This is a genomic window from Oribacterium sinus, assembly GCF_014202695.1.
Taxonomy (GTDB): Bacteria; Bacillota; Clostridia; order Lachnospirales; family Lachnospiraceae; genus Oribacterium; species Oribacterium sinus.
The window spans coordinates 124741-150846 of sequence record NZ_JACHHH010000006.1; the positions used below are offsets into that span (position 1 = coordinate 124741).

At 42.5% G+C, this 26106-nt stretch carries 22 protein-coding genes and 1 tRNA gene; 1 reads left to right on the forward strand and 22 read right to left on the reverse strand.

Annotated elements, in window-relative coordinates:
• Positions 1-6: 6 nt before the first annotated feature.
• The 15 genes from prdC to HNQ46_RS07045 all read right to left on the reverse strand — a co-directional run bounded on the left by prdC (position 7) and on the right by HNQ46_RS07045 (position 15703).
• Positions 7-1479, reverse strand: coding sequence for a proline reductase-associated electron transfer protein PrdC (gene prdC, locus HNQ46_RS06975; RefSeq protein WP_183684090.1), 1473 nt, complete (start codon positions 1477-1479; stop codon positions 7-9).
• Between the two features lie 233 nt (positions 1480-1712).
• Entirely contained in the window at positions 1713-3626 is a 1914-nt protein-coding gene (gene uvrC / locus HNQ46_RS06980; protein ID WP_183684048.1) for an excinuclease ABC subunit UvrC, read from the reverse strand.
• Entirely contained in the window at positions 3619-4926 is a 1308-nt protein-coding gene (locus HNQ46_RS06985) for a putative glycoside hydrolase (protein ID WP_183684049.1), read from the reverse strand. Before HNQ46_RS06985 ends, uvrC begins: the two co-directional genes overlap by 8 nt.
• 425 nt (positions 4927-5351) lie before the next feature.
• Entirely contained in the window at positions 5352-6563 is a 1212-nt protein-coding gene (locus HNQ46_RS06990; RefSeq protein ID WP_183684050.1) for an FprA family A-type flavoprotein, read from the reverse strand.
• A 3-nt stretch (positions 6564-6566) separates the two neighbouring features.
• Positions 6567-6731: a rubredoxin gene (gene rd / locus HNQ46_RS06995; RefSeq protein WP_183684051.1), complete on the reverse strand. Its 165-nt coding sequence runs from the start codon at positions 6729-6731 to the stop codon at positions 6567-6569.
• Positions 6732-6964: 233 nt separating this feature from the next.
• Positions 6965-7147: a 50S ribosomal protein L32 gene (rpmF, locus tag HNQ46_RS07000; protein WP_183684052.1), complete on the reverse strand. Its 183-nt coding sequence runs from the start codon at positions 7145-7147 to the stop codon at positions 6965-6967.
• A gap of 144 nt (positions 7148-7291) precedes the next feature.
• The gene (locus tag HNQ46_RS07005; protein ID WP_183684053.1) at positions 7292-8488 is read right to left on the reverse strand and encodes an acetate kinase; all 1197 of its coding nucleotides are present in this window, start codon (positions 8486-8488) and stop codon (positions 7292-7294) included.
• 15 nt (positions 8489-8503) lie between these two features.
• A complete protein-coding gene (gene pta / locus HNQ46_RS07010; RefSeq protein WP_183684054.1) occupies positions 8504-9514 on the reverse strand; it encodes a phosphate acetyltransferase in 1011 nt (336 codons plus the stop codon).
• 141 nt (positions 9515-9655) lie between these two features.
• Positions 9656-9988 (reverse strand): cyclic-di-AMP receptor, encoded by a 333-nt coding sequence (locus HNQ46_RS07015; RefSeq protein ID WP_007156056.1) that lies wholly within the window; start codon positions 9986-9988, stop codon positions 9656-9658.
• Positions 9989-10018: 30 nt separating this feature from the next.
• On the reverse strand, positions 10019-11155 hold the full coding sequence (locus HNQ46_RS07020; protein ID WP_183684055.1) for a tRNA(Met) cytidine acetate ligase: 1137 nt from the start codon (positions 11153-11155) through the stop codon (positions 10019-10021).
• A gap of 2 nt (positions 11156-11157) precedes the next feature.
• On the reverse strand, positions 11158-11934 hold the full coding sequence (locus HNQ46_RS07025; RefSeq protein WP_183684056.1) for an MBL fold metallo-hydrolase: 777 nt from the start codon (positions 11932-11934) through the stop codon (positions 11158-11160).
• Positions 11903-12505 carry a dephospho-CoA kinase gene (gene coaE, locus HNQ46_RS07030; RefSeq protein ID WP_183684057.1) on the reverse strand — a complete coding sequence of 201 codons (603 nt, stop codon included), beginning with the start codon at positions 12503-12505 and terminating at the stop codon, positions 11903-11905. Before coaE ends, HNQ46_RS07025 begins: the two co-directional genes overlap by 32 nt.
• Positions 12484-12750 carry a hypothetical protein gene (locus tag HNQ46_RS07035; protein WP_183684058.1) on the reverse strand — a complete coding sequence of 89 codons (267 nt, stop codon included), beginning with the start codon at positions 12748-12750 and terminating at the stop codon, positions 12484-12486. Before HNQ46_RS07035 ends, coaE begins: the two co-directional genes overlap by 22 nt.
• Positions 12751-15357, reverse strand: a complete 2607-nt coding sequence (gene polA / locus HNQ46_RS07040; protein ID WP_183684059.1) for a DNA polymerase I — start codon at positions 15355-15357, stop codon at positions 12751-12753.
• A gap of 10 nt (positions 15358-15367) precedes the next feature.
• Complete coding sequence (locus tag HNQ46_RS07045; RefSeq protein ID WP_007156050.1) at positions 15368-15703, reverse strand: zf-HC2 domain-containing protein; 336 nt, start codon at positions 15701-15703, stop codon at positions 15368-15370.
• Positions 15704-15772: 69 nt separating this feature from the next.
• Here HNQ46_RS07045 and HNQ46_RS07050 point away from each other — a divergent pair.
• Positions 15773-15851, forward strand: a tRNA-Leu gene (locus tag HNQ46_RS07050).
• 141 nt (positions 15852-15992) lie between these two features.
• Here HNQ46_RS07050 and upp read toward each other — a convergent pair.
• The 7 genes from upp to HNQ46_RS07085 all read right to left on the reverse strand — a co-directional run bounded on the left by upp (position 15993) and on the right by HNQ46_RS07085 (position 26081).
• A complete protein-coding gene (gene upp / locus HNQ46_RS07055; protein ID WP_183684060.1) occupies positions 15993-16634 on the reverse strand; it encodes a uracil phosphoribosyltransferase in 642 nt (213 codons plus the stop codon).
• A gap of 173 nt (positions 16635-16807) precedes the next feature.
• Positions 16808-17482 (reverse strand): LbetaH domain-containing protein, encoded by a 675-nt coding sequence (locus HNQ46_RS07060; RefSeq protein ID WP_183684091.1) that lies wholly within the window; start codon positions 17480-17482, stop codon positions 16808-16810.
• Between the two features lie 88 nt (positions 17483-17570).
• Positions 17571-19583, reverse strand: coding sequence for a DNA topoisomerase (locus HNQ46_RS07065; protein WP_183684061.1), 2013 nt, complete (start codon positions 19581-19583; stop codon positions 17571-17573).
• A gap of 39 nt (positions 19584-19622) precedes the next feature.
• Positions 19623-20675, reverse strand: a complete 1053-nt coding sequence (locus HNQ46_RS07070) for an aldose epimerase family protein (protein ID WP_183684062.1) — start codon at positions 20673-20675, stop codon at positions 19623-19625.
• Between the two features lie 68 nt (positions 20676-20743).
• Entirely contained in the window at positions 20744-21826 is a 1083-nt protein-coding gene (gene asd / locus HNQ46_RS07075) for an aspartate-semialdehyde dehydrogenase (RefSeq protein WP_183684063.1), read from the reverse strand.
• A gap of 70 nt (positions 21827-21896) precedes the next feature.
• Positions 21897-24131: a DNA gyrase/topoisomerase IV subunit A gene (locus HNQ46_RS07080; RefSeq protein ID WP_183684064.1), complete on the reverse strand. Its 2235-nt coding sequence runs from the start codon at positions 24129-24131 to the stop codon at positions 21897-21899.
• A 21-nt stretch (positions 24132-24152) separates the two neighbouring features.
• On the reverse strand, positions 24153-26081 hold the full coding sequence (locus tag HNQ46_RS07085; RefSeq protein ID WP_183684065.1) for a DNA gyrase/topoisomerase IV subunit B: 1929 nt from the start codon (positions 26079-26081) through the stop codon (positions 24153-24155).
• Between the last annotated feature and the right edge of the window lie 25 nt (positions 26082-26106).

Genomic DNA, 26106 nt, shown 5'->3' on the forward strand with positions numbered 1-26106 from the left:
CCTTTCTTATGAAAATTCTATATGAATATCTTGGCCTTCCTCCACATGGATATGGAATAATCCATCATCCAGCATGGTAGAAAAGCTGAATTCCTGCTCCACTGCCTGCTCTGTCTTTTCCTCTTCCTTCGGGAAAGGAAGCTGGCGACCCTTATCATCTACCGGTAGCTGCTCTACAACCTTGGACTTGGTTAAGTAACGCATAGGCTCCATACCCACGGTTTCAAAGATATGATCAGTCTGATGATGAACATTCAGATTCATCTTCGGTGCAGATCCCATAACCGTGTTGGTACAGTCACTACAGTTTCCGATAATGACATCGGTACATCCTGCATTCTTGAAGTGTAAAATCTTCTGTGCCTGTCCGGGGCAGTTTCCGGGGTTCTGGCACTTCAGTGTTCCTCGAACATCTTCAGCCTGCTTACAAGCCTGTACATCCGTAACCACGGCATTGTACTTCTTGCACAAATCTTCCATTCTCTCCAGATTTCCGCCACAGGCACAAAGAAGAATACCCATCTTTGCTCCCTTTAAATCCTTAAAGGGTTCTGTAACCAGGATTCCACCGCTGGTTTTGGTAATCGGTGTAGAAAGATCAACAGCATGTCCGGTGAAAGGACCTCCTAAAACGATTTCTCCGTATTCCCCGTCAATACCGCCGGCCATCTCGATAAGCTCACCTACGGTAGTGCCTACAGGAACATCCATAAAGACCTGAGTCTTAGTTCCCTTCTTTAGCTTTCCGCCAACGGAAATATTCTTTAAGAAGCAAGGCTTCTTATCCTCAATTGCCTCTGCTATGCGAAGACAGGTCTCTACGTTAATAACAACGGAGTCAGCTTCTGAAGGAAGGGAAGTGGGAGGAAGTAATTTACCAAGAACCTCACGAACAACAGCTCTTTCTTCTCCCATCGGGTAGATATCCGGTAGTAGATGAATGGAAATATTCGGGAATTTGTCCTGTAAAGAAAGAAGAACTTTAATTTCTTCCTCATGCTTCTTTTTAATGGCGATTACACCCTTAGCAGCATTGGTCACCTTCATACAGTAATCAATACCCCGCATGGTTTTTTCAGGCTGTTCCATAATCTGCTTCATGTTATGCTCCAGCAAAGGTTCACACTCCGCTGCATTCACCAGAATATATCCGCCCTTCAAGTCGATATTCAACTTCACAGCTGTAGGGAATCCTGCACCGCCCATTCCCACAATTCCTGCGGCTTTAATCAAGTCAAGAGTATTCTCGCCCTCAATCTTTACGTAATCATCGCTCTGCTTTTCGGAAGCCTCGACGATGACCGCCTCCTCGGTAATTTCTTTTACCACACCATCCACACTGGAATGCACATTGGCGCCAAGTTTCTCCGGTGCGGCAAGCAAGCTTCCTCTTTTAACGGAATCCCCTACTTTTACGACCGGTGTAGCAGGTGCACCGATGTGCTGTCTGAGTAAAATTGTTTTAACCACTTTTCCCATCTCCTTCTTCAACTTACTGATATTATGGATTATTATCGCCTGACACGATAAAGTGTTACTCATCCTTCCTCTACAAAAGATTGTTAATTCTTTAGTAATATTACGGCGAAAATTCGGTTTTTACAAGTATTTATTATCATACGATATAAATCCTTGCTATTTCTTTAGCTTGGCAAAAAGCAAGAAAAAGCGCTAAAACACTGGGAATATCTGGCAATTTCGTAAGAATTAATTTAGACTATTTCATCGTCCATTCTATTTCTGTTCTTAAAAAAATGCAATACCGATTGGGCGCTTTTTTCATCCATTCCCGGACAGGAAAGCAGCTCTTCGAAATCGGCTTTAGCCACGCCTTCCAAGTCTCTAAATTTTCTCATCAATGCTTTTCTTCTCACCGGACCGATTCCCGGAATATCCTCCAGAAGAGAATGGATCTGCTCTTTTCCTCGTAAGGAGCGATGATAGCTAATGGCAAAGCGATGTACCTCATCCTGAATTCTGGTAAGAAGTTTAAAGCATTCACTTCTTTCCGATAAGGGGTATTCTTGATTTCCAACCAACAATGCTCTGGTACGATGATGCTCATCCTTAACCATTCCGCAAACAGGAATGGAGATTCCCAGACTATCCAGTACTGATTCACAAATACTGACCTGTCCCTTGCCTCCATCCATTAAAATCAAATCGGGAAATTGCGAAAAACGGCCCAGATGATTTTCTTTTCCTCCGGCCTTATTTTCCTCCTGCTCCTTTAAGCCGTGAGAAAAGCGGCGACTGAGCATCTCCTTCATCGCTCCGTAATCATCCTGTCCTACTATACTTTGTATTCTAAATTTTCTATATTCGTTGGGCTTTTCTTTTCCATCCTGATAAACCACCATAGAGCCTACCGTTAGAGCACCGGAGGTATTGGAAATGTCATAGGATTCGATTCTTTTAGGAATATCCGGAAGCCCACAGGCATTTTTCAGTTCCTCCAAAGCTTCTTTTCGCTTCTTTTCCTCCATTCTGTATTTTTCTACATAGCGAAGCATCAAAATGCCTGCATTCTTTCCTGCCAGCTCCACCAGCTTCTCTTTATCTCCCTGCTTGGGAACCAGAATATAAACCTTCTTTCCCTTCACATAGCTTAACCATTCTTCCAAAATCTTTTGATCCGGAAGCTCAACGGGTAAATGGATTTCCTTCGGAATAAAAGGTGTACCGTTATAAAACTGTTGTAAAAAGCTGGCTAAGATTTCTCCATCACTTTGTTCTTCGTCGATTCGCAAAAACTGGTGATCTCTGCCAATAATTTTTCCGTCACGAACGAAGAAAATCTGCACGATACAGTCACTGTGGTCTCTTCGTAATCCTATAATGTCCCTGTCCTCACCGTCCAAAGCAGTAATCTTTTGTTTGTTTTGTAAACTTTGAATTGCCTGAATCAAATCTCGAAATTCCATAGCTTTTTCAAAGTCCAAACAATCCGATGCTTCCAACATCTTCTCTTCCAATTCATTAAGGGTTGCTTCGGTTTTTCCGGATAAAAACTCTGTAAGTTTCGGAATGGAGGCTCTATATTCCTCCTTGGTCTGCTTTAAAACACAAGGTCCCAGGCATTGTCCCATATCATAGTAAATGCAAGGGCGGGCTAAAGGATTATCCTCCGAAAATACTTTATTACAATTCCGAATATGCATGGTTTTTCTGAGTAACTCAATCACCTCATTGACCCGCTCCATAGAAGCGTAGGGGCCGTAATATTTTGAACTCTTAATCTTCTTATTACGGGAGGCAAAAAGCCTGGGATATGGCTCTTCCACACTTAATCGAATATAGGGATAGGCTTTGTCATCCTTTAACAGAGTGTTATAGCGGGGCTTATATTCTTTAATCAGATTGGATTCCAGCACCAAAGCCTCTATCTCTGAATCCACAACAATATATTCAAAACGTCGGATTTGAGCGACCATCTGTTGAATTTTCACGGATTTTTTCGTTGATTTTTGAAAATATTGTTTGACTCTGTTTTTCAGAATTTTCGCTTTTCCAACGTAAATCACTTCATCCATATCGCCATGCATTAAATAAACTCCCGGCATAGCCGGGAGTTTTTTCAACTCTTCTTCAATAATAAACTCTTTATCAAAGTTTTTCTTATCCATTATTTCCTTCCTGATCCGTCTTAGCTTCGGATTGTACCGATGCTCCCTCTTCCTTGGTATAGAAATAGGAAAAATCATAATTACTTCCCGCATTCCAAAACAGCCATTCATCATATCCGCTATCGTATACAGCCTGAATTTGTGCCCGGAATTGTTCCTTTTCATAAGGAATATAATGCTGTAGATAGGATGCGGTAAAGCCCTGTAGCCAGGGACGAACCGTTGCCTGATAGTTGTCTCCACTTTTCACCAAAGCCAGTTCCTTCTGAGATGACCTTAAAGCAGAGTAAATCGTTTTGTAGGGATCCGTATCCGGATGTTCTATACCGAAATTTCCGTCTCCATAGTGAGAGGGATAAATCATAGGACACATATAGTCCACGGAAGCTGCCATATCCGAATAATCCTGTCCAACAGCGGTACTGTCCACATAGGAACCTATAATGGTTCCAAAAACATCCGTAGAAAAAAAGACTTGTTTATTCGCTAAACGATCTGACATATACTGTACAAATTCTGTAATAATTTGGGTTTTATTAGTCTCTGCTTCTTCCGGGTACTGCACTTCCTTCATACCCTTCTCTGTACAAAATCGAACGTAATCCAACTGAATTTCATCAAATCCGTCATCAGCACAACGTTCCGCCACAGAAGCAATATAATCCCAATAATCTTTTTTATAAGGATTAATCCAGGTCATCCCGCTATTATCTTTAAATAAGCTTCCATCCGCCTTCTGATTCATCCATTCCGGATGAACTTCTCCCATGGCAGGGTCGCGAAAGCAAACTAAACGAGCAATTAAATACAGTCCCTGGTCATGGCATTTTTTTAGCAATGCCGGTAAGTCTTTAACGATATTCGTCGTATTATAAAACTCCTGCTGTCCGCCATTATTCATCTGATATACGATTTGTCCGTTATCATTTTTAATATCAATGACTAAAGCATTCAGCTCAGTATCCTTCATTTTCGATAAGATATCCTCCATTTTTGGAGAACCTGCGGTAAGGTCTGTAATATAAATTCCCTTTACCTTTACCCTGTCCTTCTGAATATCTTTTTTCTTCCAAATCAAGGCCTCTTTTGCTTTCTCCTCCTCTTCCGCCTTTTCCTTAGCCAACAAGCTTTCCTGTGCCAGGGATTCTTTATACAAAGATTCCGCTTGTAATTCAGATTCGTACTGTTTCAGCTCCGGGGTTTTGTTTACATTGTACTGTAAAGGCTCCGGAGTCTTACAGGAACTTAATAAGCTGAAGGTAAGAAGAAAAAGGAAAAGAAAAGAAATATATTTTCTCATAATCCTCCCACTTTTTGCCTAAAATACAGGATAATTATATCACTTTACCCCTATATTACAAGAAAAATTGGGATTGGATGATTTTTCCGCTGTTGGATAAGTCTGAAATTCTCTCGAAGATATTCCTTAAATAAAAAAAGTTTTAAAAATCAAAATAATTTTCTAATCAATATAGGCCTGAAACGAGGCACGCTCTCGCTAGCTTCGCCACGAAGCGGATACTAAGCGAAAAACTGCGTTTCTCTTGTTTTTCGCAAGTACCGTCGGGCTCAGACTGCCTCGTATTCAGACCTATATTGCCGAAAATTTCTATTTTTGATTTTAAAAACCCTTTTTTCCGCGTTAAAGCTTAATGAATACACTCCGGAAACAGATGATATATCCGGCTTTGCCGATTCATCAGAAAACTCGGTATTGTGCAAGTTTTATTCTTTTCCTAATACGGAATCAGCTACCTCATCGGCCAATTTCTCTAAAGCGCTGCGATCCACGGATGCGGACTTTACAGTAAGAATGTCGCCGATATAGCTCATATTTTTCATCTCATCAAAGGCTTTCTTCATCAGCTTACCGCTTTGAGGAGCCCAGCTTCCATTTTCCAAAATAGCAATCTTTCGATTCTGCACATTCAGATTCTTCATGTCGGTAATGAGATTTTCCATCTTCGGAAAAAGGTTATTGTTATAGGTTGTTCCCGCAAATACCAGATGACTGGCACGGAAACATTCTGCAATGCAATAGGATACATCCGTCTTGGATACATCGTAGGCTTTGATGTTCTTAACTCCACGAATACCAAGCTCTAATGCAAAATGGTCTACGACGGTTTCTGTATTGCCATAAACGGAATTATACAGAATCACAACGGCCTTCTCTTCCGGAAGATAACGGGACCATTTGTCATATTTATCAATGATAAAAGAAAGATCTTCCGTCCAAATCGGTCCATGTAAAGGACAAAGCATCTCTACTTCCAGACTTAAAGCCTTTTTTAAAGCCGCCTGGGTTTGAGGGCCGTACTTTCCAACAATATTGGAATAATAACGTCTGGCATCATCCAGAAAGTCCTTATCCTTGTATCTTTGCTCGTGGGCAAGGATATTGCCGTTGTTGCAACCGAAAACGCCAAAGGCGTCCGCAGAGAATAAGGTCTTGTCCGTCATATCATAGGTAAACATAACCTCAGGCCAGTGTACCATAGGTGCAAAGACAAACTTAAGGGTATGTCTTCCTACAGAAAACTCATCGCCTTCCTTTACTTCCACCTTTCTGTCTGCAGGAATCGTCATCTGATAAAACTGATCCAGCATCTGAAAAGTTTTAGCATTGGAAATAATGGAAAGCTTTGGATATTTTTCGTACAAGTCCTGAATGCTCCCGCAATGGTCCGGCTCCATATGATTAATTACCAGATAATCCAAGGTCTTTCCCCCAAGGGCAAACTCTATATTCTCAATGAAATGGCGAGAAACGGTTTGGTCGCAGGTATCCAACAAAACGGTCTTTTCATCCAGTAAAAGATAGGAATTATAGCTTACGCCTCTGTCCAAAGGAAACAAATTCTCAAACAGGTGCAGTCTTCTATCTTCTACTCCAACATATACTAAATCATCTCTAAGTTTTCTGCATGAATACATCTTTTACTCCTCTGATGGCTCGAACTGATCCTTTCCTACACCGCATAAGGGGCAAAGAAAATCTTCAGGAACATCTTCCCAAGCTGTTCCCGCTGCAACATTTGCACTTTCCTCTCCTACTTCAGGATCATAGATATAACCACATACTGTACATACATATTTCTTCATGATATTCTCTCCTTTTTCTTTAAACTTAAGTGTTAAGCTTACGCTCGAAAGGTAGTTTATCATTAGATTGTGCACAAGTCTAGTGATTTTAGGAATTATTTTTGTTTTTCCCTAAAAACAGAAAAGAGAGCTCAAACCATTCTACTATTTCTATACGAAAGTACCATAAATTCAGTTGTTACATAACTGTAAGCCATAAGAAAAGGAGCTTCTTATGAAGCTCCCTTTAATTCTTAGTCCTCTACAGTAATAATCTCGCGCTTATTATAAGAACCACAAGCCTTACAAACTCTGTGAGGCATAACCAATGCACCACACTTAGAGCACTTTACAAGGTTTGTTGCACCTATCTTCCAATTTGCTCTTCTGCTATCTCTGCGGGCTTTGGATGATTTATTCTTTGGACAAATAGACATATTTACACCTCCTGTCTTAACCGAGTTTGAATCGGTGAATTTGGGCTATGCTTTACATTAGAAAAACACACTCGTGTAAAGATACACTAGTTTTCAGTAAAATGCAAGCAAAATCTAAAGGAAAGCGAAAAAATTATGCCTAATTTAAGCTTCAATCAAACGCTTTGTATCTCTTGCGATAGCCAACTCTTCATTGGTAGGAATCAAGAAAATCTTAACCTTGGAATCATCAGTGGAAATTAAACGCTCTTTTCCGCGAACATTGTTTCTTTCCGGATCAATCTTAGCACCAAGATAAGAGAAATACTCATCAATAACAATCTGTCTTGTTACCTTATCATTCTCTCCCACACCTGCTGTAAAGGAAATGGCATCCACACCGTTCATAGCCGCCACATAAGAACCGATATACTTGGCAACTCTGTAACGAAATGCATCAAGAGCCACTTTTGCCATATGATTTCCTTCTTCAGCAGCATTCTCAATGTCACGGAAATCGGAAGAAATACCGGTCATTCCCAACACACCGGACTTCTTATTCAAAATATTCAAAACTTCATCAACAGTTTTATTCTCGTGGTTGGCAATAAACTGGATTACTCCTCCATCGATATCTCCGGAACGGGTACCCATAATCAGACCTTCCAACGGGGTAAGTCCCATGGAAGTATCTACAGCCTTGCCGCCGATAGATGCGGAGATGGAAGCACCGTTACCTAAATGACATACGATAACCTTTGCCTTCTCCGGATCCAAACCGCCGAAACGAATGGTTTCCTGAGAAACGTAGGCATGGCTGGTACCATGGAAGCCGTAACGACGAATCGCGTACTTATCATAGTATTCCTTAGGAATAGCATAGTAATATGCCTTCTCCGGAAGGGTCATACCGAAGGTAGTATCGAAAACCGCTACATTCTTCTTACCGGGAACAACTTTTTCACAAGCCTCAATTCCCATTAAGTTTGCCGGGTTATGTAAGGGGCCTAAGTCAAAGCACTCCCGGATAACTTTCTTTACTTCATCATTTACAATAATACTTTCCGTGAAACGATTGGAGCCATGCAGTACACGATGTCCGATTGCACCGATTTCATCAACGGACTTAACCACACCATACTCTCCTGTCAGTGCATCAAAAACCAGCTTCACTGCCACAGAATGGTCCGGAAGATCTGTTTCAACCACATAATCTTCTTTTCCGGGAACCTCGTGCTTTAATCTGGAACCGGGAATACCGATTCTTTCGCAAAGTCCCTTGGCCATTACGGTCTCTCCCTCCATATCAATAAGCTGATACTTCAAAGAAGATGATCCACAGTTAATTACTAAAATTTTCATAGTTCCTCCCAATAATTAGTTATTATCGTAAAGTTGACACTGCACTGCAGTAATCGCAACAACACCTACAATATCGGCAAAATTACATCCACGGGATAAGTCATTAACCGGTCTTGCAATTCCCTGAGTCATAGGTCCATAAGCTTCAGCCTTTGCCAATCTCTGCACAAGCTTATAGCCGATGTTTCCTGCATCTAAATCCGGGAAAATCAAGGTATTGGCATGACCTGCCACCTTGGAGCCGGGAGCTTTTAACTTGGCTACGGATTCAACCAAAGCGGCATCCAACTGTAATTCTCCATCCACTAAAAGATTCGGATTATTCTCTTTCACAATCTTGGTAGCATCCTGTACCTTGGTAACCTCTTCATGCTTTGCAGATCCCATGGTGGAGTAAGACAGCATAGCCACCTTAGGCTCAGCCCCTACCAAGAAACGGAAGGACTCTGCGGAAGACTCTGCAATTGCTGCCAGCTCTTCAGAAGTCGGGTTTTGATTTAAACCGCAATCAGAGAAGACAAAGGTTCCCTTCTCTCCGTATTCACAATCAGGAACAACCATAACAAAGAAAGCGGAAACAAGCTTTGTGCCCGGCTTGGTCTTTAAGATCTGAAGAGATGGACGGAGGGTATCCGCGGTAGAGTGGTTCGCTCCGGAAACCAAACCGTCAGCCTCTCCCTTCTTAACCATCATAACACCAAAATAGGTGTTGCTTTCTGTCAGCAGCTTTCTTGCCTCTTCTTCCGTCATCCCCTTTGACTTTCTAAGTTCTACCAGAGTAGAAACATATTCGTCTAACTTGGCATAAGTCTTCGGGTTCACAATTTCAATACCGGAAAGGTCTACTCCCCAAGCTTTGGCATCCTTCTCCACCTGCTCCTTCTCTCCAAGAAGAATCAAGCGGGAAAATCCCTCTTTCTGAATCTGTTCTGCCGCCTGAAGAACTCTCTTGTCTTCAGATTCCGGTAATACGATGGTCTTCTGCTTTGCCTTTGCTTTTGCTTTTACATCCTCAATAAATGACATATTCTCTCCTTTTTCTGACATGATAAAACTCTTCCTTGCCATTATAGCAAAGGAAGAGAGAGTAAAAAAGGGAAGTTCTAAAGAACATTGCATATTTTTGTATACTATATCCAATATCCTTCCCTTTTAATTAAACATATTTTAGTATTTTTCGAAACGTTCCAGAGGAACAACCATAATGGTTGCGCCGCCAATCTCCACATTCATGGGCATGGTGGTGTAATTCATCAGACTGGAACCGGAAACATAGGGCATGTTTACAGTGATTTCCTGACGACTTCCACTTTGCTGTTTAATGATATCAATACACTGCTCCAGCTGTTCGTCCTGAAGGGCAATCATTAAAGTAGTACTTCCCTTTCTTAAAAAGCCACCAGTCGTAGATAGCCTGGTTACCGTAAAGCCTTCCTGCATTAAAGCGGAAGTTACATCATCTTCATTGTCATTCCGTATTATGGCATAAACCAGCTTCATTCTTACTACCTCCTTCTTGTCTTTATACTATCACAATTTTATGAACTTTTCACGTCGTTCTTCTCTTCCTGTCAGGTAGATTTCCTGAAATAATTGTCCCGCAAATAAATCCCACTTCATCAGCCTTATATTTTCCCATTCAGGATGCTCCTTCAGAGCATTTCCTAATCGAAAAATGCTGTTTGGAGGAAGGTGAGACAACAAATCTCTCCCTAAGCTGCTTGCGGCTAAAATTCTGTAATAGGGAGAGCTGTTTTCCAATTCTTTCCTTGCCTCCTCTTCTCTTATATCCAAAAGAATATGGAGTAGAGACCTGCTTACTCTGCTATAAGTATAATTTTTCCCTTTAAGATATTGAATCCACTGCGTAAAAGGAAGTTTTTTCGCAAAAGAAGCTTCTATTCTATTTGCCAGATCAGAAGATACATCCCAAAAAGAATCCAAAGCAATCTTATCTCTTTTTAATTCCATTAAACGATAGCGAAGAAAAGGATAGAGCTTCTCCGCTTCTGTATAGCAAGGGTGATCACAATCCTTTCCGCAGCTTTCCCGAATATCCTTTCGGATACTGTGGGCGGAAGCAAGGTGCAAGTTTCTCCGAATTATTCCCACCTCCATAGAAGAATGAAGTCTCTCTAAAGCCATTAAGTAGGAAATTCCCAAACCGTCATTGGCCAAAACTTTCCCCGGAAAAAAAGCTTCCAAAGCCATTTCTCTCGCTCTGGGATAGGAATTTCCCTTTGCCATAAATTCTTTTAATTGTTTTTGATATTCCTTTTCCTGCCCCTCTTTCTCTCGAAGAAAAAACTTTGCAAGGCTTCTAAGCCTATTTAAATCATAGGATTCCGAGCCGAAAACCAATATATCCACAAAGGATAGCTCTTCCAAAATCTTAATGGCTCCGTAAGCAAAATATTCACTGGAAGCTAAAGAATACAGAACCGGCAGTTGGATAACAAGGTCTATTCCCTTGTTTACCGCCTTCTCCGCCCTTTCGAATTTTGAAAAAAAAGCAGGTTCTCCCCTTTGTACAAAGTCTCCAGACATTACCGTTACAATATACTCCGCCTGAAAATCCTGCCGAATTCCCAGGAGTAAGTATTCATGTCCCTTATGAAAGGGGTTAAACTCACTGACTACACCGGCTACTTTTTTCCCATTGATCATGATTACCACTCCACACAATCCGATAAAGCGGAACGTTTTGCCAAAGCTATCTCCAAATCCGGCTCCTTTACCTCTTTTTTCACGGTAGCCAAAGCCAGGTCCGGATCATTGTTTTCCGCACTGAGATGTCCCAGAAATACTTTTTTCAAGCCCGGATGTACCAGTTCCTTTAACAACTCTCCACTATGAAGATTGGAAAGGTGGCCTACATTGGATAGAATTCTTCTTTTTAATGCCATAGGATAGGGTCCTTTTTCCACCATAGTAACATCATGATTGGCCTCCAGAAGCAGAACATCCAGCTTTTGTAAATGAGAGATTGTGTACTCATCATAACAACCTAAATCCGTAACCACCGCCACAGATTTTTCTCCACAGCTCACCCGATAAGCCACAGGATCTCTGGTATCATGAGAAACACTGAAGGGTAAGACGGAAAGATCTCCGATTTGAAAGCTTTCATCCTTTAGAATAGGTCGTAAAAGCTCCTTGGGAAACTCCTTCATGGCATCACAAAGTAAAATTCCCTGTAATGTTCCCAGGGTGGCATAAACGGGGATAGTGTATTTTCTGCAAAGGCTTCCTATGGCCTTAATATGATCGATATGTTCATGGGTAACACAGATTCCCTCAATATCTTTACAGGATATATCCAGGCCTCTTAATGCCGACTCTATACTCCGAATTCCTACCCCCGCATCCAAAAGGATATGGTGTGCTCCGGAGGAAATAAAACTTACATTTCCGCTAGAGCCGCTGGAAATACTGGCAAATCTCATCTCTTACTCTTTCTATACTCTCTTCCGTATTGATTACTAGCTGGGCCTTCTCTCGAAAACATTCAAGGTTTTGGCTTTGAATGATTCGTAAGGCTTCTTCTTTCTCCAGTCCCCGACTTTCTATTAGCCGTTTACAACGTGTTTCCTCCGAAGCATCCAGATAAAAAATCAGGTCACATTGAGAAAGAAAATCCTGATTAGGCAAAGCCGTCTCCACTGCAAGCTTTTCTCCCAGCAATCTTACCCGCTCTATTTCTTTAGATACTTCTTGAAAAACCAAAGGATGAATCAATTCTTCCAAATGCTTCTTTCTCTCCGGCTCAGTAAACAAAAGAGTTCTAAGTCTTGAAAAGGATAAAGCCCCCTCCTTTGTAAATACCGAAGCGGGCAAAAGCTTTTTTATTTCTCTTAAAACAGCTTCTTCTTGATATAATGCTTTAGCCAACTCGTCCATTCGTAAAATACGATAGGAAAAGTCTCCTTGGAGAATGGAAAGTACGGTGGATTTTCCGCTGGCAATCCCTCCGATTACCCCAATGATTTCCTTCTTCACCCTTTCCGCCTTTCCCATTCTTCCATTAAATAAGCCCTGGCTTCTTCCAAGCCTTCCTCCGTAAAGGGAAAGCTTTTATAGCTTTTCTCCTCTTCTTTCGTATAAGCAAAGGCAAAGGGCTCCGGCCAGCAGGCTACCAACAAATGATTCTCCCCTTCTTCTTCCTTTTTTTCCATAAAATACCGCATTCCCTGAAAGGAAGCAGTATATCTTTCCTTTTTTAAAAAGCTAAGGGGCATTAAATCCTTCTTCTCGATTTCCATTTAGTGAGCCTCATCCCAGTTATTTCCTACAGTAGCCTCTACAATCAAGGGAACCGGCAAAGAAACTACATGTTCCATAGCGGAAACCAGAATATCCTTTACGGTCTCCAGCTCATCCTTTACAACTTCCAATAAGAGCTCATCATGGATTTGAAGAACAATACGGCTTTGACAGTTCTTTTCTGATAGCTTTTGATCTACAATCACCATGGCCTTTTTGATAATATCCGCAGCAGTTCCCTGAATAGGAGCGTTCATGGCTACACGCTCACTAAAGCTTCTTCTCATAAAGTTGGAGGCATGAATCTCCGGTAAAGGTCTGCGTCTGCCAAAAAGAGTCTTCACAAAGGAATGTTCTCTGGCAAAGACTACTTCTCCGTCTAAATATTCCTTAACTTTGGGATAGCTTGTAAAATATCGCTCAATATACTCCTTGGCCTCCTGCCGAGAGATGCTTAAGCCTTCGGAAAGCCCGAAGGCGGAAATGCCGTAGACAATACCGAAGTTCACCGCCTTGGCATTTCTTCTAAGCTCCGGCGTTACCTCTTCCAAAGGCACGTGGAACACTTCGGAGGCGGTTACTCTATGAATATCCGCATCCTTCCTGTAGGCTTCAATCAGTTTTTCATCCTTGGACAAAGAAGCTAAGAGTCTAAGCTCTACCTGGGAATAGTCCGCATCCAGAAAAACAGATCCCTCCTTAGGAATAAAAACGGAACGGAATACCCTTCCCATCTCCGTACGAATCGGAATGTTCTGTAAATTCGGTTCAGTAGAAGAAAGCCTTCCTGTGGCTGTTACCATCTGCTGGAAGCTTCCGTGAATTCTTTGGTCCTCTCCCACATAATTGCTTAATCCTTCCGCATAGGTGGAGTTTAGCTTGGAATAGGTTCTGTATTCTAAGATTTTACCTACAATAGGATAGTCTTCCTGTAATTTTTCTAAAACATCCACCGCAGTGGAATATCCGGTCTTCGTCTTCTTTCCTCCGGGAAGCTGCATTTTCTCAAAAAGGATTCCCCCCAGCTGTTGAGGAGAATTAATATTAAATTCTTCCCCTGCCATAGCATAGATTTCTTCCTGCAACATGGCAATATTCTTCTTAAGCTCTTCTCCGTAGGACAGAAGAGCCTCCTTATCTACTAAAATTCCTGCCTTCTCCATACGGTAAAGTACAGGCACCAAAGGTTCCTCCACATCCCGATACAATTCCCACTGCTCTGTATCCTTCAGCTCCTGAAAAATTCTATCCTTAGCCTGCCAAGAAACAAAGGCGGAATATAGCCCCTCTTCAACGGTATTTTGAAGCTCCTTCTTTCCCGGCAGTACAAGGTCCATATAATCTCTGGCTAAGTCATCATAGGCATAGGAATCCTTTAAAGGGTTCAAAAGGTAAGCTCCTAGAGATAAATCATGAATTTCACCCGCTAAAAGCTCCTCCCAAAGATGGTACTGATCCTTTAACTGCAGGGTGAAATATTCTCCCTCCTTCAGAAGCTCTGTTAGCTCCTCTTCACAAAGGGACAAAGGGATACGATAGAGTCTTGTGTCAGAAAGACAGAGATAAACATACAGCTTTCCCCCATCGGATGGATCTACTTGCAGAAAAATTCCAGCCGATTTTTGTTTTTTTGCATCCTTAAAGGCGATTTTGGCAAGATAAGGATCTTCCACATCCTTCCATGCAGGAAGACTAAGTTTTTTCTCCGCTGTACTCTCCGCCTCTTCAAAACGGGAATAAAGGGAACGGAATTCCCACTTTCGAATCAATTCCTTACTTTCGGAATTGGCATAGTTTTCCCACTTACAATCGGAAAAATTTAAGCTGATAGGCACATGAATATTGATGGTGGCAAGCTCCTTGGAGAGCTTCGCCAGTTCAAAATGCTCCTTAAGGTCCTTTCCGGCACTTGGTTTTCTGGGCACTTTAAATTCAGAATCCTCTGCATGGGCATAGGCTTCCTCGATACTTTTATACTTTTGAATAATCCAGGTGGCGGTTTTTTCTCCCATTCCCGGAACCCCCGGTATATTGTCGGAGCTGTCTCCCATAAGAGCCTTCAAATCAATAAACTCTATAGGACTTACCCCCCATTCCTCCTCCACATCCTTGGGATAATAGGAGTAAACCTTGGTCTCTCCCTTGGAGGTTTTGGGAATGCTGATTTTGATATGTTCATCGGACAGCTGTAACAGATCCCGGTCTCCGGAAACCACCACTACTTCCTTCCCCTCTGCCTGCATTTGCTTGGCAACGGTTCCCAGAATGTCATCCGCTTCAAAGCCCTCCATCATCAGGAGAGGCATATGCATTTTCCGTAAAAGCTCCTGCAATAAAGGAACCTGTTCCTTCAGTTCCTCCGGCATTCCCTTTCTGGTACCCTTATATTTCGGAAATAGCTTATGGCGAAAAGTGGGCTTTGGAACATCAAAGGCCACAGCCACATATTCTGTCTCTTCAAGCTCTATCTCTTTAAACAAAATGTTTAAAAAGCCATAGATTCCGTTGGTGGGAATTCCCTCTTTGTTGTTTAAAAAAGGAACCCCATAGAAGGCTCTGCTTAATATACTATGACCATCAATTAATAAGATTTTCTCTCTTTTCAATGCCTTACTCCTATCCTATAAATCCGTACAAACTATACCAGGCAGAAAAGAAAACTGCCCAAAAAAGAAGGGAATGTACCACAATTCTCAGTCCTCTGAAAAAATGGTTTTGGAAGATAAAAAAATTGGCTTCTTCTATTAAGTTTTGATAGGATTTTTCCAGCTGCAGCTCTTCCTGTTCTCCCTCCAAGCTCTGCAATCCCTCATAGATCATATGGGTAATTCTAAGCTCTTCCCGGCAATCTTTACAGGATTCCATATGCTCCAAAAAGGACTCACATTGTTCCTCTTCCCAGTTGCCCTGGATAAAATCATTAATATATTTTCTGGCCTCTAAACAATTCATTTTTCTCCCATTTTCTTGATAAAGGACTTGCAAAGAAAAGAAAAAAGTGGTAACCTAGGTTCTGTTCTTGCCGCCGTGGCGGAATGGCAGACGCACTTGACTCAAAATCAAGCGGGAAACCGTGCCGGTTCGAGTCCGGCTGGCGGCATGAAGGAGAGAGAAATCTCTCCTTTTTTTATGCCATTTTCCAGTCCTATATAATTCTATAGCCTATTTACAATCCGCTTATTTACAATATGTTTATTCAACTAGCTTATTATAATTCGCTTCTTGCGATTTTCTCTTATTCCTATTTTGTACCGAAAATTCTATCTCCGGCATCTCCCAAGCCCGGGCAGATATAGGCATTTTCATTTAACTCCCGATCCAGATTACCCACATAAATTTGTACGTCCGGATGGGCTTCGTGAAGCTTCTTTACGCCTTCAGGAGCGGCAATAATACAAACAAATTTGATTTTCTTTCCTCCGTGCTTTTTAATCTGACTAATGGCATCCACTCCGGAACCGCCGGTAGCCAGCATGGGATCGCAAACCACAATGATTCTTTCTTCGATGGGGTTTGGCAATTTACAGAAATATTCCACCGGCTTATGGGTTGTTTCATCTCTGTACAAACCGATATGTCCAATCTTTGCGGAAGGAACCAGTGCCGTAAGTCCTGAAACCATTCCCAGTCCCGCTCTTAAGATAGGAACAATGGCCAGCTTTCGTCCGGCAATAACCAAAGTCTCTGTCTTTTCGATAGGGGTCTCCACCGGCATTTTCGTCATGGGAAGGTCGGACAAAGCCACAAATCCCATCAACATAGCAATCTCTTCCACCAACTGACGAAATTCATTGGTTCCGGTGTTCTTATCCCTTAAAATGGAAATTTTGTGGGTGATTAAGGGATGATCTAAAATAATTACATTCTCTCCAAATTCGTTCATGGCTTTTCCTTTCCTATTGTTCTAATTCAGGGTGCTAGTAATCTTTACTCCGTTAAGACGATAGTACAGAGTATTTTCTTTTTCAAGTCTTTTCTAATTCTTTTATGCTTTCAAGAAAGAAGACACCTTCTTTATCAACGCCCCAATACGATGCATTTTTTCTGTTCTTAATTCTATCTCTCTTCTTTTTGTACAATATTGTTCTTATCTTTATAAATGTGTTTAGGAGGAACAATACCCCGTACCGGAGATAAGGGATAAATATTGGAATGAGAGCAAAGAATGGTTCCCGGATTCAGTACGGACTGACAGCCTACTTCCACCTGTTCTCCCACAATGGCTCCAAATTTCTTTAAGCCTGTTTCAAGCTCTCCGTCTTCTGCATGAATCTTAACCAGGGTCTTGTCGGATTTTACATTGGAGGTTAATGTCCCTGCTCCCAGATGAGAGTATTCTCCTAAAATGGAATCCCCCACATAGTTGTAATGAGGAGTTTGCACATGGGAAAAAAGAACCGCATTTTTAAATTCACAGCTATTTCCCAAGACACAGCCCTCTCCGGCAAATACATTTTCCCGTAAAAAGGCTCCCGGACGGACTTCACAGTTCGCCATAATAATAATATTCTCCCCCAGATATACATTGGGATAAAGCTTTACACTCTCATGGACAAAAACTCCTTTTTTCACTTCTTGAAAGCCTGAAGGAAGCTTTCCCTGCATAGCGGAAATCCAGGTTTTAATCTTCGGTAAGGCCTCCCAGGGATATTGACATCCTTCAAAAAGGGATTGGTAAGGTTCCTCTAAGGATGGATAAAAAGCTTTACATTCCAAGTCCTTCTTTTTCATCATTGCTCCTCTCTTTGTCGCAAAATCACAAGTCGATACTTCTATAAACTCTTTACTCTTTAAATTATTGGATGTCCGGCATTTTACTTTATAAACTCTTTACCTTGTTGGTATTCTTTTCTACAAAAGCTTCCAGCTTCCGCATATATTCTTCTTCCGAAATTTCTCCTCCCTCCACATAGGAAAGCCCCTTCTCCCAAGAGGCGGTAAGGGTGGGATTCAATAAAGCCGGTATGGATTTGGCAAGAATCTGTACAATCTTTTCTCCCAGTTCGCTGGGGCTCAATTGTTGATTCTTTTTTTCCAAATGAATATATTCATTTTTCTCAAGCTTGCTTAAAATTCCGGCTCTGGTAGCGGATGTTCCTATACCGGAACCCTTTATCTGGGCACGAAGCTCTTCATCTTCTATCAGCTTTCCCGCATTTTCCATGGCCAGAATCATACTTCCGGAGGTATATCGCTTAGGGGGCTGGGTTTCTCCCTCCTTTAGCTTAAGCTCCTGCAAATAAAGCTTGGCTCCTTTTTTCAGTTCGGAAAGCTTGGGATTGCCGATTTCCGTGACCGCTTCCTCTGATTCCGTTTCCTCAGCCCCCTGGCCATTGCCACTACCGGAGAAATCCGCCGGAGAAGCCTCTTTATCCTTGTCTTTCTTTTGATAAAGGCAAAGATAACCATCCTTCGTCAATACTTTTTCGTTGGCAACAAAGCATTCTCCCGAAACTTCAATTTCTAAAGCTATCTTTTTGTACTCTGCGGCAGGATAAAAAATGGACAAGAAACGACGAATAATAAAGTCCAGCACCCTCTTTCCCTGATAGGAAAGGGAATTATATTGTCCTGATCCCTGTCCCGTAGGAATAATGGCATAGTGATCCGTTATCTTTTTGTCGTCTGTATAGCGGGAACGGGCAATGGATTTCACACTGTCCATAGCAAGAACCTCTTTGGCATACTTTGCATAGGGGGGAAAAGACAAAAGTCCCTGAATATTTTTCTCGATCTCCTTAGCTACCGCAGTGGATAATACTCTGGCATCCGTACGGGGATAGGTACACATTTTCTTCTCATAAAGCTCCTGTACAAGCTTTAAACACTCGTCAGGACTGATTTTTAAAGACTTGGAACATTCGTTTTGGAGCTCCGCCAAATTATAGAGCAATGGAGGATTTTTACTTTCCTTCTTTTTTTCCAGAGCAGTCACTCTTCCTTCCCTGGGTAGTGGAGAAAATACCTCCAAAAATTCCTCTCCCTTTTCCTTTAGCAGAAAGCCGATATTTTTATATAAATCCTTCTCCTTATAATAAGGGCTTTCCTCTCTGCTTCGTAACTCACAAAGGAGACCGGCTTCCCCTCCCTCTTCCAGGGAAAAATCCCCCAGAGGTTTATAGAAGACAGTCTTTTGAAAACGGCGGATTTCCCACTCTCTTTGGACAATCATAGCCAAAACGCAGCTCATCACTCGTCCCACGGCAATCAGGGCACTTTTTTCCTTGCCAAGGCTTTTTGCCAAAGCTCTGCCATACCTTAAGGTCAATACTCTGGAAAAATTAATTCCCATAAGATAATCTTCCTTGGCTCGTAAATAGGCGGCTTTGGCTAAAGAATCATAGGCGGATTCTAGTTTTGCTTCCCGAATTCCTCGAAGAATCTCTTCCTTAGTTTGTGAATCAATCCAAACTCGTCTTTCCTCCGCCTTTAAATTCTTGCAAAAGGAGGCTACCAAACGGTAAATGTATTCACCCTCCCGTCCGGAGTCGGTACAGACATAAATGCAGCCGATATCTTCCCGCTCCATCAGGCCTGTAACCTGTTGAAATTGCTCTTTAACGGAAGGAATCACCTCATAAAGAAATTCCTTGGGAAGGAAGGGAAGGGTTTCCATACGCCAACTCTTGTACTTCTCATCATAAACCTCCGGATAGCTCATACTGACCAGATGTCCTACACACCAGGTAAAGATATGCTCTCCTGCCTCAATATAGCCTCTTCTTCCGGAGGAGTTGGTATTTACCCCCAAGGCTTCCGCAAATTGCTTGGCTACAGAAGGTTTCTCCGCAATATATAAATTTTTTTTCTTTCCTACATCTGTATTTGACATGAAATCTCTATATTTTCTATAAATTCCTTCTTAGCATATTTAAATCAATCTTTGCCGAAAACGATAGATAGTTTCAGAATGGTAGGTGGAGCCTGCAGCTACAATAGGAGCAAGAAAGTTAGGAACATTGATGGCATCCGGATAGTACTGCGTTTCAAAGCAATATCCGCTATGGGGCTCATAGCTCACTCCGCCCTTTCCCATATCCTCCGCCATTAAAAAATTGGCGGTATAGAACTGAATTCCCGGACAATCCGTTTCTACCAACATTTCAATGGCTGTTTTCTTGGAGTAAGCTATAGCTGCCTTTCGAAGGCTTCCCGCTTCCCCGTCTACACAAAAGTTATGATCATAGCCCCCTGCCGCCAAAAGCTCCTTATCTTTCTTAAAGGCTTTCTCAAAAATCGGTCTTTCCTCTCGGAAATCAAAGGCTGTTCCCGTAACAGGACGAATCTCTCCCGTAGGAATCAAAAATTCATCGGAGGGAGTATAGTGGGAAGCGAAAATCCGAACACTTTGTTCCGCTATATTTCCCTGGTCATGACCGGATAGATTAAAATAGGCATGATTAGTAAAATTCATCAGGGTATCCTTATCCGAATTTCCCTTATAGCGAATATGCAAAGCATTATCCTCCGTCAACTCATATGTCACGGAAAAATCCATATTTCCGGGAAAGCCCTGGTCCATATCTTTGGAAAAAAGGGAAAAACAAATGGAATTTTCTCCCTTTTGCTTTGCCTGAAATAATCTTCTGCCAAAATATTCCGGACCGGAATGGCAGTTGCTATGCTGCTTGTCATTTAAAAACAAATGGTATTCTTTCCCCTGTAGCTGAAAACATCCCCCACTGATACGGTTGGCATTTCTTCCGACCACCTCTCCCATATGTCCCGGGTTTTCCATTAAATCTTCCCAGTTTTCAACGGACAAAAGCACATCCACCAATTTCCCGCTACGATCCGGAAAAAGAAAGGATAGCCAGACAGCGCCAAGGTCGGTGAAAACCGCTTGAACCCCATTCTTATTTTCCAAAATATAACGATGTACTTCTCTTTCATCTACAAAATGACCACATTTTTCAATACGCATAGCAAGCCTCCTGAAAAAAAGGAGTGTGAAAAAGAAAGTAAATCCCCCTCGTTCACACCCCCTACACTTTATCTTTTTTGAATATATCCAAGCTCTACCAAAGTTTCCGCGGAAAGCACTCCACCGCCGGCTGCCCCTCTTAGGGTGTTGTGGCTCAGTCCCACAAACTTGAAATCGAAAAGATTATCTTCCCGTAATCTTCCGATGGAGATTCCCATTCCCTTTTCAAAATTCACATCCGTAAGAACAGATGGTCTGTTGTCCTCTTCCAAATACTGAATAAACTGCTTCGGTGCAGAGGGTAAATTCTTCTCCTGGGGTAAGCCCTTGTAATTTCTAAGAGCGGAAATCAACTCATCCTTAGTAACCTTCTTCCGGAAACGAATGGAAACTGTAGCAGTGTGTCCGTTTAAAACAGGAACGCGGATACACTGAGCACTTAAAACCAATCCCTCCTTCAGCTTAATGCCATCCTCTGTATAAGTTCCCAACACACGAAGAGGCTCCTTCTCGGACTTTTCTTCCTCTCCGCCGATATAAGGAATGATATTTCCTACCATCTCAGGCCAAGTCTCAAAGTTCTTTCCTGCACCGGATATCGCCTGATAGGTGGAAATTACACACTCATAGGGCTCATATTCTGCCCATGCTGCTAAAGCAGGAGCATAGGACTGGATGGAACAGTTAGGCTTAACTGCAATAAAGCCTCTCTTGGTTCCTAAACGCTTTCTCTGCTTTTCAATCAGCTGATAATGCTCCGGATTAATCTCAGGAACTACCATGGGAACATCCTCTGTCCAGCGATGTGCAGAGTTGTTGGAAACCACCGGAACCTCTGCCTTGGCATAGGCCTCCTCGATGGCTTTGATTTCCTCCTTCTTCATATCCACTGCGGAGAAAACGAAATCCAGTCCCTCTACCACATCTTCTACCTTGGATACATCCTTAACCACCATCTTCTTTAATTTCTCAGGCATAGGTTCTTCCAGCTTCCAACGATCCCCTACCGCTTCTTCATATGTTAAGCCGCTGGATCTTGGAGAGGCGGCAAGGCAAGCCACCTCAAACCATGGGTGTTCTGCCAGTAAAGTGGCAAAACGCTGTCCCACCATTCCTGTTGCTCCCAAAATACCTACTTTAAATTTTTCCATATCTTTTCCCTCTATTCCTCATTAACGCCTCTATTGTAGCATGGCAGGGTGATGAAAAAAAGTATTTTCCCTAACTATGCTTTACACCCTTTCCGCCTCTTTTTCCCTGCTTTAATCTTTGCAGGTTCAGGGTTTTACTTTCCAGCTCCACATTTTCCTCTGCAGCAAGAGAATATACCTTTTTAACATAATCCTTAGGCCGCAAACTCATAGCCAGTACACCCTTCGCTGTCTTTTTCTGTAAAGGTACTTCCGATAAAGAGAATCTTAGGAAGTAGGAATCCTCCGTTTCCAAAACAATATCCTCTTCTTCCACAGGCACCACGCTAAGGAGTCTATCCTCTTCTCCCAGCTTGGTGGCCTGGACAAGACGGTTCTGGGTGGAAAATTCTTCTCCCTTTACCCTCTTAATCTGAGCCTGTTCCGTCACAAAGAGAAGGGTTTCTTCCTCTAATACCTTTCGAATAAAGACTGCCACCACTCTTTCCTGCTCTGCAGAGAACTTACTCAGATTATCCAGAGGAACGCCTTTATCCTTAAACTTCGTAACCGGAACATCCAAGATCTTAATCTGGTGCATATTTCCTAAATCCGTAAAGAAGAGGAGACGATCCGTATTCTTACAGGGGAGTACATAGGCATAGTCCGCCTCAATACTTTCCTTATTTCTCTGGAAGGTACCCGGGTCTACACACTTTACATAACCAAAGCGATCTTGCAAATAATATAAATCCATCTCTTCAATGGCAGTATCGTCATATACCGCTTCCTTGGCATCACAGATTTTCGTTTTTCTTTCCTTCCCGTAATCCTTTTGGATTTGCAGAAGCTCCTGCTCCAAATGAGCATAAAGCACCTTTTTGGAACCCAAAAGCTCCTTATAGTTTTTAATGTTTTTCAGGCTTTCTCTATGGGACTTTTGCAGAGACAAAATCTCCAAGCCGATAAGCTTGGACAGGCGCATATCCAGGATGGCCTGAGCCTGTAAATCTGTAAATCGGAAACCCTCTATGGTCTTTCGAAAAACTTCATCCCTTTCCTTTAGTTGGATTAAAGATAAATCTCCCTGCATCAAAGCGGTTTTCGCATCCTTATGATTCTTGGCTCCCCGAAGCAGTGCAATGATGGCATCAATACAGTCCACCGCGGAAATCAAACCTTCCTCGATTTCCCGCTTTCTTTCTTCCTTTTCCAGTAATTTGGAAAACTTCGCCTCCAGTCTTTCTACCTGGAAGCCAAGATATTCTTCTAAAATTCTCTTTAAAGAAAGAGTTTCCGGTCTTCCATGGGCAATGGCCAACATATTGACCGGGAAGCTATCCTCCAGCTTGGTCTTCTTATAAAGAATATTTTCTATCTTTTCAATATCCGCTCCGGACTTTAACTCTAAAACGATACGAATTCCCTGTTCATTGGACTGGTTGGAAATATCCAGAATATCATTAATCTTTTTTTCCTCGCAAAGATTCGCCACATCCTGCATGAACTTACTGATCCCCTGTCCCACCATGGTATAGGGGATCTCCGTTACCACCAGCTTATCTCTGTCGGAACGGCCTTCTTTTTTCTCAAAGGAGAGCTTACCTCTTAACCGCAGTCTACCCTGCCCTGTCCTGTAGATCTCTTCTAACTCCGATTGATTGGCTACAATTCCACCGGTAGGAAAATCCGGTCCCGGCATGATTTCCAGCATTTCCGATAAGGAAAGCTCCGGATTCTTAAGATAACGGAGAATTAAAGAAATCACTTCGGACAAATTATGAGAAGGTGTAGAAGTAGTCATTCCCACCGCAATTCCCTCAGAACCATTTAAAAGAAAATAAGGAATCTTTGCGGGAAGCACCACCGGCTCCTCTAATTTTCCATCATAGTTAGGCTGGAAGGGAACGGAAAGAGCCAGATCTTGCAGTAAGACCTCCTCTGTAAATTTCTCCAAACGAGCCTCCGTATATCGGGGAGCCGCCGCAGAGTCTCCTTCAATGGAGCCGAAGTTTCCCTGTCCCTCCACCAAGGCCTGATTCTTCTTAAAGCCCTGAGCCAAAACCACTAAGGTTTCATAGATGGAGCTGTCTCCGTGGGGGTGATATTTACCCATGGTATCACCGCAGATTCTGGCAGACTTTAAGGTAGGTCTGTCATGGAAAACCCTAAGCTCTCCCATATCAAAAAGGACTCTTCTTTGCACAGGCTTTAAACCGTCCCGAATATCCGGCACGGCTCTACTGGTTATGACACTCATGGAATAGTCCAAATAGGACTTTTGCATTTCCTCAGAAAATTCCGTGGTTAAGATTTGTTCTGGCATACTTTCTTTTCCTCAGCCTTTCTATGCATCGATTTCCGCTTCCATGGCATGGGTAAAAATAAACTCTCTTCTGGGAGCCACCTCCGTACCCATTAACATACTGGTGACTTGAGAAGCCAGCTTGGCATCCTCAATTTCTACCCTCTTCAGCACTCGGTTTTCCGGATTGAGAGTCGTTTCCCAAAGCTCCTTGGGATTCATTTCTCCAAGCCCCTTAAATCGCTTTAACTCATAGCAGGAACTGCCATGCTTCTTCTGATAAGCAAGTAATGCCTTTTCATCATATAAATACTGGGGCTTTTCTTTTTTATTGTCCGGAATGACCAGATACAGGGGGGGCATGGAAACATAGATATGCCCTTCCTGAATCAGTTCCGGCATAAAGCGATAAAAGAAAGTAAGTAATAAAGTATCAATATGGCTTCCGTCCACATCCGCATCCGTCATTAGTATAATTTTATGATAACGAAGCTTGGAAATATCAAAGTCATTTCCAAATCCCTCGGAAAAACCGCAACCAAAGGCATTGATCATGGTCTTAATTTCCGCATTAGCCAATACCTTATCCATGGAAGCCTTCTCCACATTTAAGATCTTTCCTCTTAAAGGAAGGATAGCTTGAGTGTGGCGGTTTCTGCTGGTTTTGGCAGAGCCTCCAGCACTGTCTCCCTCCACGATAAAAATTTCACATTCCTCCGGCTTTTTGGAAATGCAATTAGCCAGCTTTCCGTTGGAATCAAAGCTGTACTTGGACTTAGATAAAAGGTTTACCTTGGCCTTTTCTTCCTGCTTTCGAATCTTGGCGGATTTTTCCGCACAGGAAAGAATGGCTTTCACGATTTCCAGGTTTCTGTCAAAGTATCGCTCCAGCTCTTCCCCTACCACTGAGGAAACATCCTTAGCCGCCTCTAAAGAAGCTAACTTGGTTTTGGTCTGCCCCTCAAAAACCGGCTCCGGATACTTTACGGAAAGCACAGCCACCATACCATTTCTGGTATCCGCTCCGGTAAAGTTCGGATCCTTCTCCTTTAAAATGCCCAGTTGCCTTGCATAGCTATTCATCATTTGGGCAAATTTTGTCTTTAAGCCCACAATGTGGGTTCCCCCCTCCTGGGTATAGATGCCGTTACAAAAGCCCAGAAGATTTTCTTCAAAGCTGTCGGTAAACTGGAAGGCACACTCCACCTCTGTCTTTCCGCTCTTTCCCTGAAAGGATATGATGGGGGAAACGATCTTACTTTGATCCTTCACAAGCTCCGCCACAAAGGCATGAAGTCCTTCCGGCTCATAGTAATCTCTGCTGACAACTTCCTCTCCCCGTTCATCACGGAAATGAAGGTGAAGGGTAGGATTTAAGTAGGCGGTCTCATGGAGGCGGGACATCAGCCACTCCTCCTTAAAACGAGTCTTTTCGAAAATGCTGTCATCCGGAATAAAGGTGGTTTCCGTACCTGTCTCCTTGGTTTTTCCCACCACAGGTAAAAGGCCGTCAATCAACTCGGTCTTTGGAATCCCTTTTTCATACTCATCTTCGTAAATTTTTCCATTCTGATAAACCCTGACCCGCATATAGTTGGACAGGGCGTTCACCACGGAGGAACCTACACCATGTAAGCCTCCGGAGGTTTTATAGGAGCTATCATCAAACTTTCCTCCGGCATGTAGGGTGGTCATTACGATTCTTTCCGCAGAAATGCCCTTCTTATGCCGGTCAACGGGGATTCCACGTCCATTATCCCGTACCGTACAGGAGCCGTCCTTATGGAGAGTTACGGAAATTTCTGTACAATATCCGGCTAGATGCTCGTCCACGGAATTATCCACAATTTCATAAATCAAATGATTTAAGCCCTTGCTTCCGATGGATCCGATATACATTCCCGGCCTTCTTCGTACCGCTTCCAATCCCTCTAAAACAGTAATACTGTCTGCATTATAGCTCTTTGCCATTTTTCTCCTTTTTGTTTTCCGGGCT

What these genes read in the sequence shown, in the direction of transcription:
- HNQ46_RS07020 (WP_183684055.1), bottom strand. Translation starts at nt 11,155, where the DNA reads ATGATCAATGGGAAAAAAGTAGCCGGTGTAGTCAGTGAGTTTAACCCC.
- asd (WP_183684063.1), bottom strand. Translation starts at nt 21,826, where the DNA reads ATGGAAAAATTTAAAGTAGGTATTTTGGGAGCAACAGGAATGGTGGGA.
- HNQ46_RS07035 (WP_183684058.1), bottom strand. Translation starts at nt 12,750, where the DNA reads ATGGAAATCGAGAAGAAGGATTTAATGCCCCTTAGCTTTTTAAAAAAG.
- HNQ46_RS07060 (WP_183684091.1), bottom strand. Translation starts at nt 17,482, where the DNA reads ATGAAAAAGAAGGACTTGGAATGTAAAGCTTTTTATCCATCCTTAGAG.
- HNQ46_RS07045 (WP_007156050.1), bottom strand. Translation starts at nt 15,703, where the DNA reads ATGAATTGTTTAGAGGCCAGAAAATATATTAATGATTTTATCCAGGGC.
- rpmF (WP_183684052.1), bottom strand. Translation starts at nt 7,147, where the DNA reads ATGTCTATTTGTCCAAAGAATAAATCATCCAAAGCCCGCAGAGATAGC.
- HNQ46_RS07005 (WP_183684053.1), bottom strand. Translation starts at nt 8,488, where the DNA reads ATGAAAATTTTAGTAATTAACTGTGGATCATCTTCTTTGAAGTATCAG.
- HNQ46_RS07080 (WP_183684064.1), bottom strand. Translation starts at nt 24,131, where the DNA reads ATGCCAGAACAAATCTTAACCACGGAATTTTCTGAGGAAATGCAAAAG.
- HNQ46_RS07015 (WP_007156056.1), bottom strand. Translation starts at nt 9,988, where the DNA reads ATGAAGCTGGTTTATGCCATAATACGGAATGACAATGAAGATGATGTA.
- HNQ46_RS06990 (WP_183684050.1), bottom strand. Translation starts at nt 6,563, where the DNA reads ATGTATTCATGCAGAAAACTTAGAGATGATTTAGTATATGTTGGAGTA.
- HNQ46_RS07085 (WP_183684065.1), bottom strand. Translation starts at nt 26,081, where the DNA reads ATGGCAAAGAGCTATAATGCAGACAGTATTACTGTTTTAGAGGGATTG.
- uvrC (WP_183684048.1), bottom strand. Translation starts at nt 3,626, where the DNA reads ATGGATAAGAAAAACTTTGATAAAGAGTTTATTATTGAAGAAGAGTTG.
- prdC (WP_183684090.1), bottom strand. Translation starts at nt 1,479, where the DNA reads ATGGGAAAAGTGGTTAAAACAATTTTACTCAGACAGCACATCGGTGCA.
- rd (WP_183684051.1), bottom strand. Translation starts at nt 6,731, where the DNA reads ATGAAGAAATATGTATGTACAGTATGTGGTTATATCTATGATCCTGAA.
- HNQ46_RS07025 (WP_183684056.1), bottom strand. Translation starts at nt 11,934, where the DNA reads ATGAGATTTGCCAGTATTTCCAGCGGCTCTAGCGGAAATGTAAGTTTT.
- pta (WP_183684054.1), bottom strand. Translation starts at nt 9,514, where the DNA reads ATGTCATTTATTGAGGATGTAAAAGCAAAAGCAAAGGCAAAGCAGAAG.
- coaE (WP_183684057.1), bottom strand. Translation starts at nt 12,505, where the DNA reads ATGGGAAAGGCGGAAAGGGTGAAGAAGGAAATCATTGGGGTAATCGGA.
- upp (WP_183684060.1), bottom strand. Translation starts at nt 16,634, where the DNA reads ATGAACGAATTTGGAGAGAATGTAATTATTTTAGATCATCCCTTAATC.
- HNQ46_RS07070 (WP_183684062.1), bottom strand. Translation starts at nt 20,675, where the DNA reads ATGCGTATTGAAAAATGTGGTCATTTTGTAGATGAAAGAGAAGTACAT.
- HNQ46_RS07065 (WP_183684061.1), bottom strand. Translation starts at nt 19,583, where the DNA reads ATGTCAAATACAGATGTAGGAAAGAAAAAAAATTTATATATTGCGGAG.
- HNQ46_RS06985 (WP_183684049.1), bottom strand. Translation starts at nt 4,926, where the DNA reads ATGAGAAAATATATTTCTTTTCTTTTCCTTTTTCTTCTTACCTTCAGC.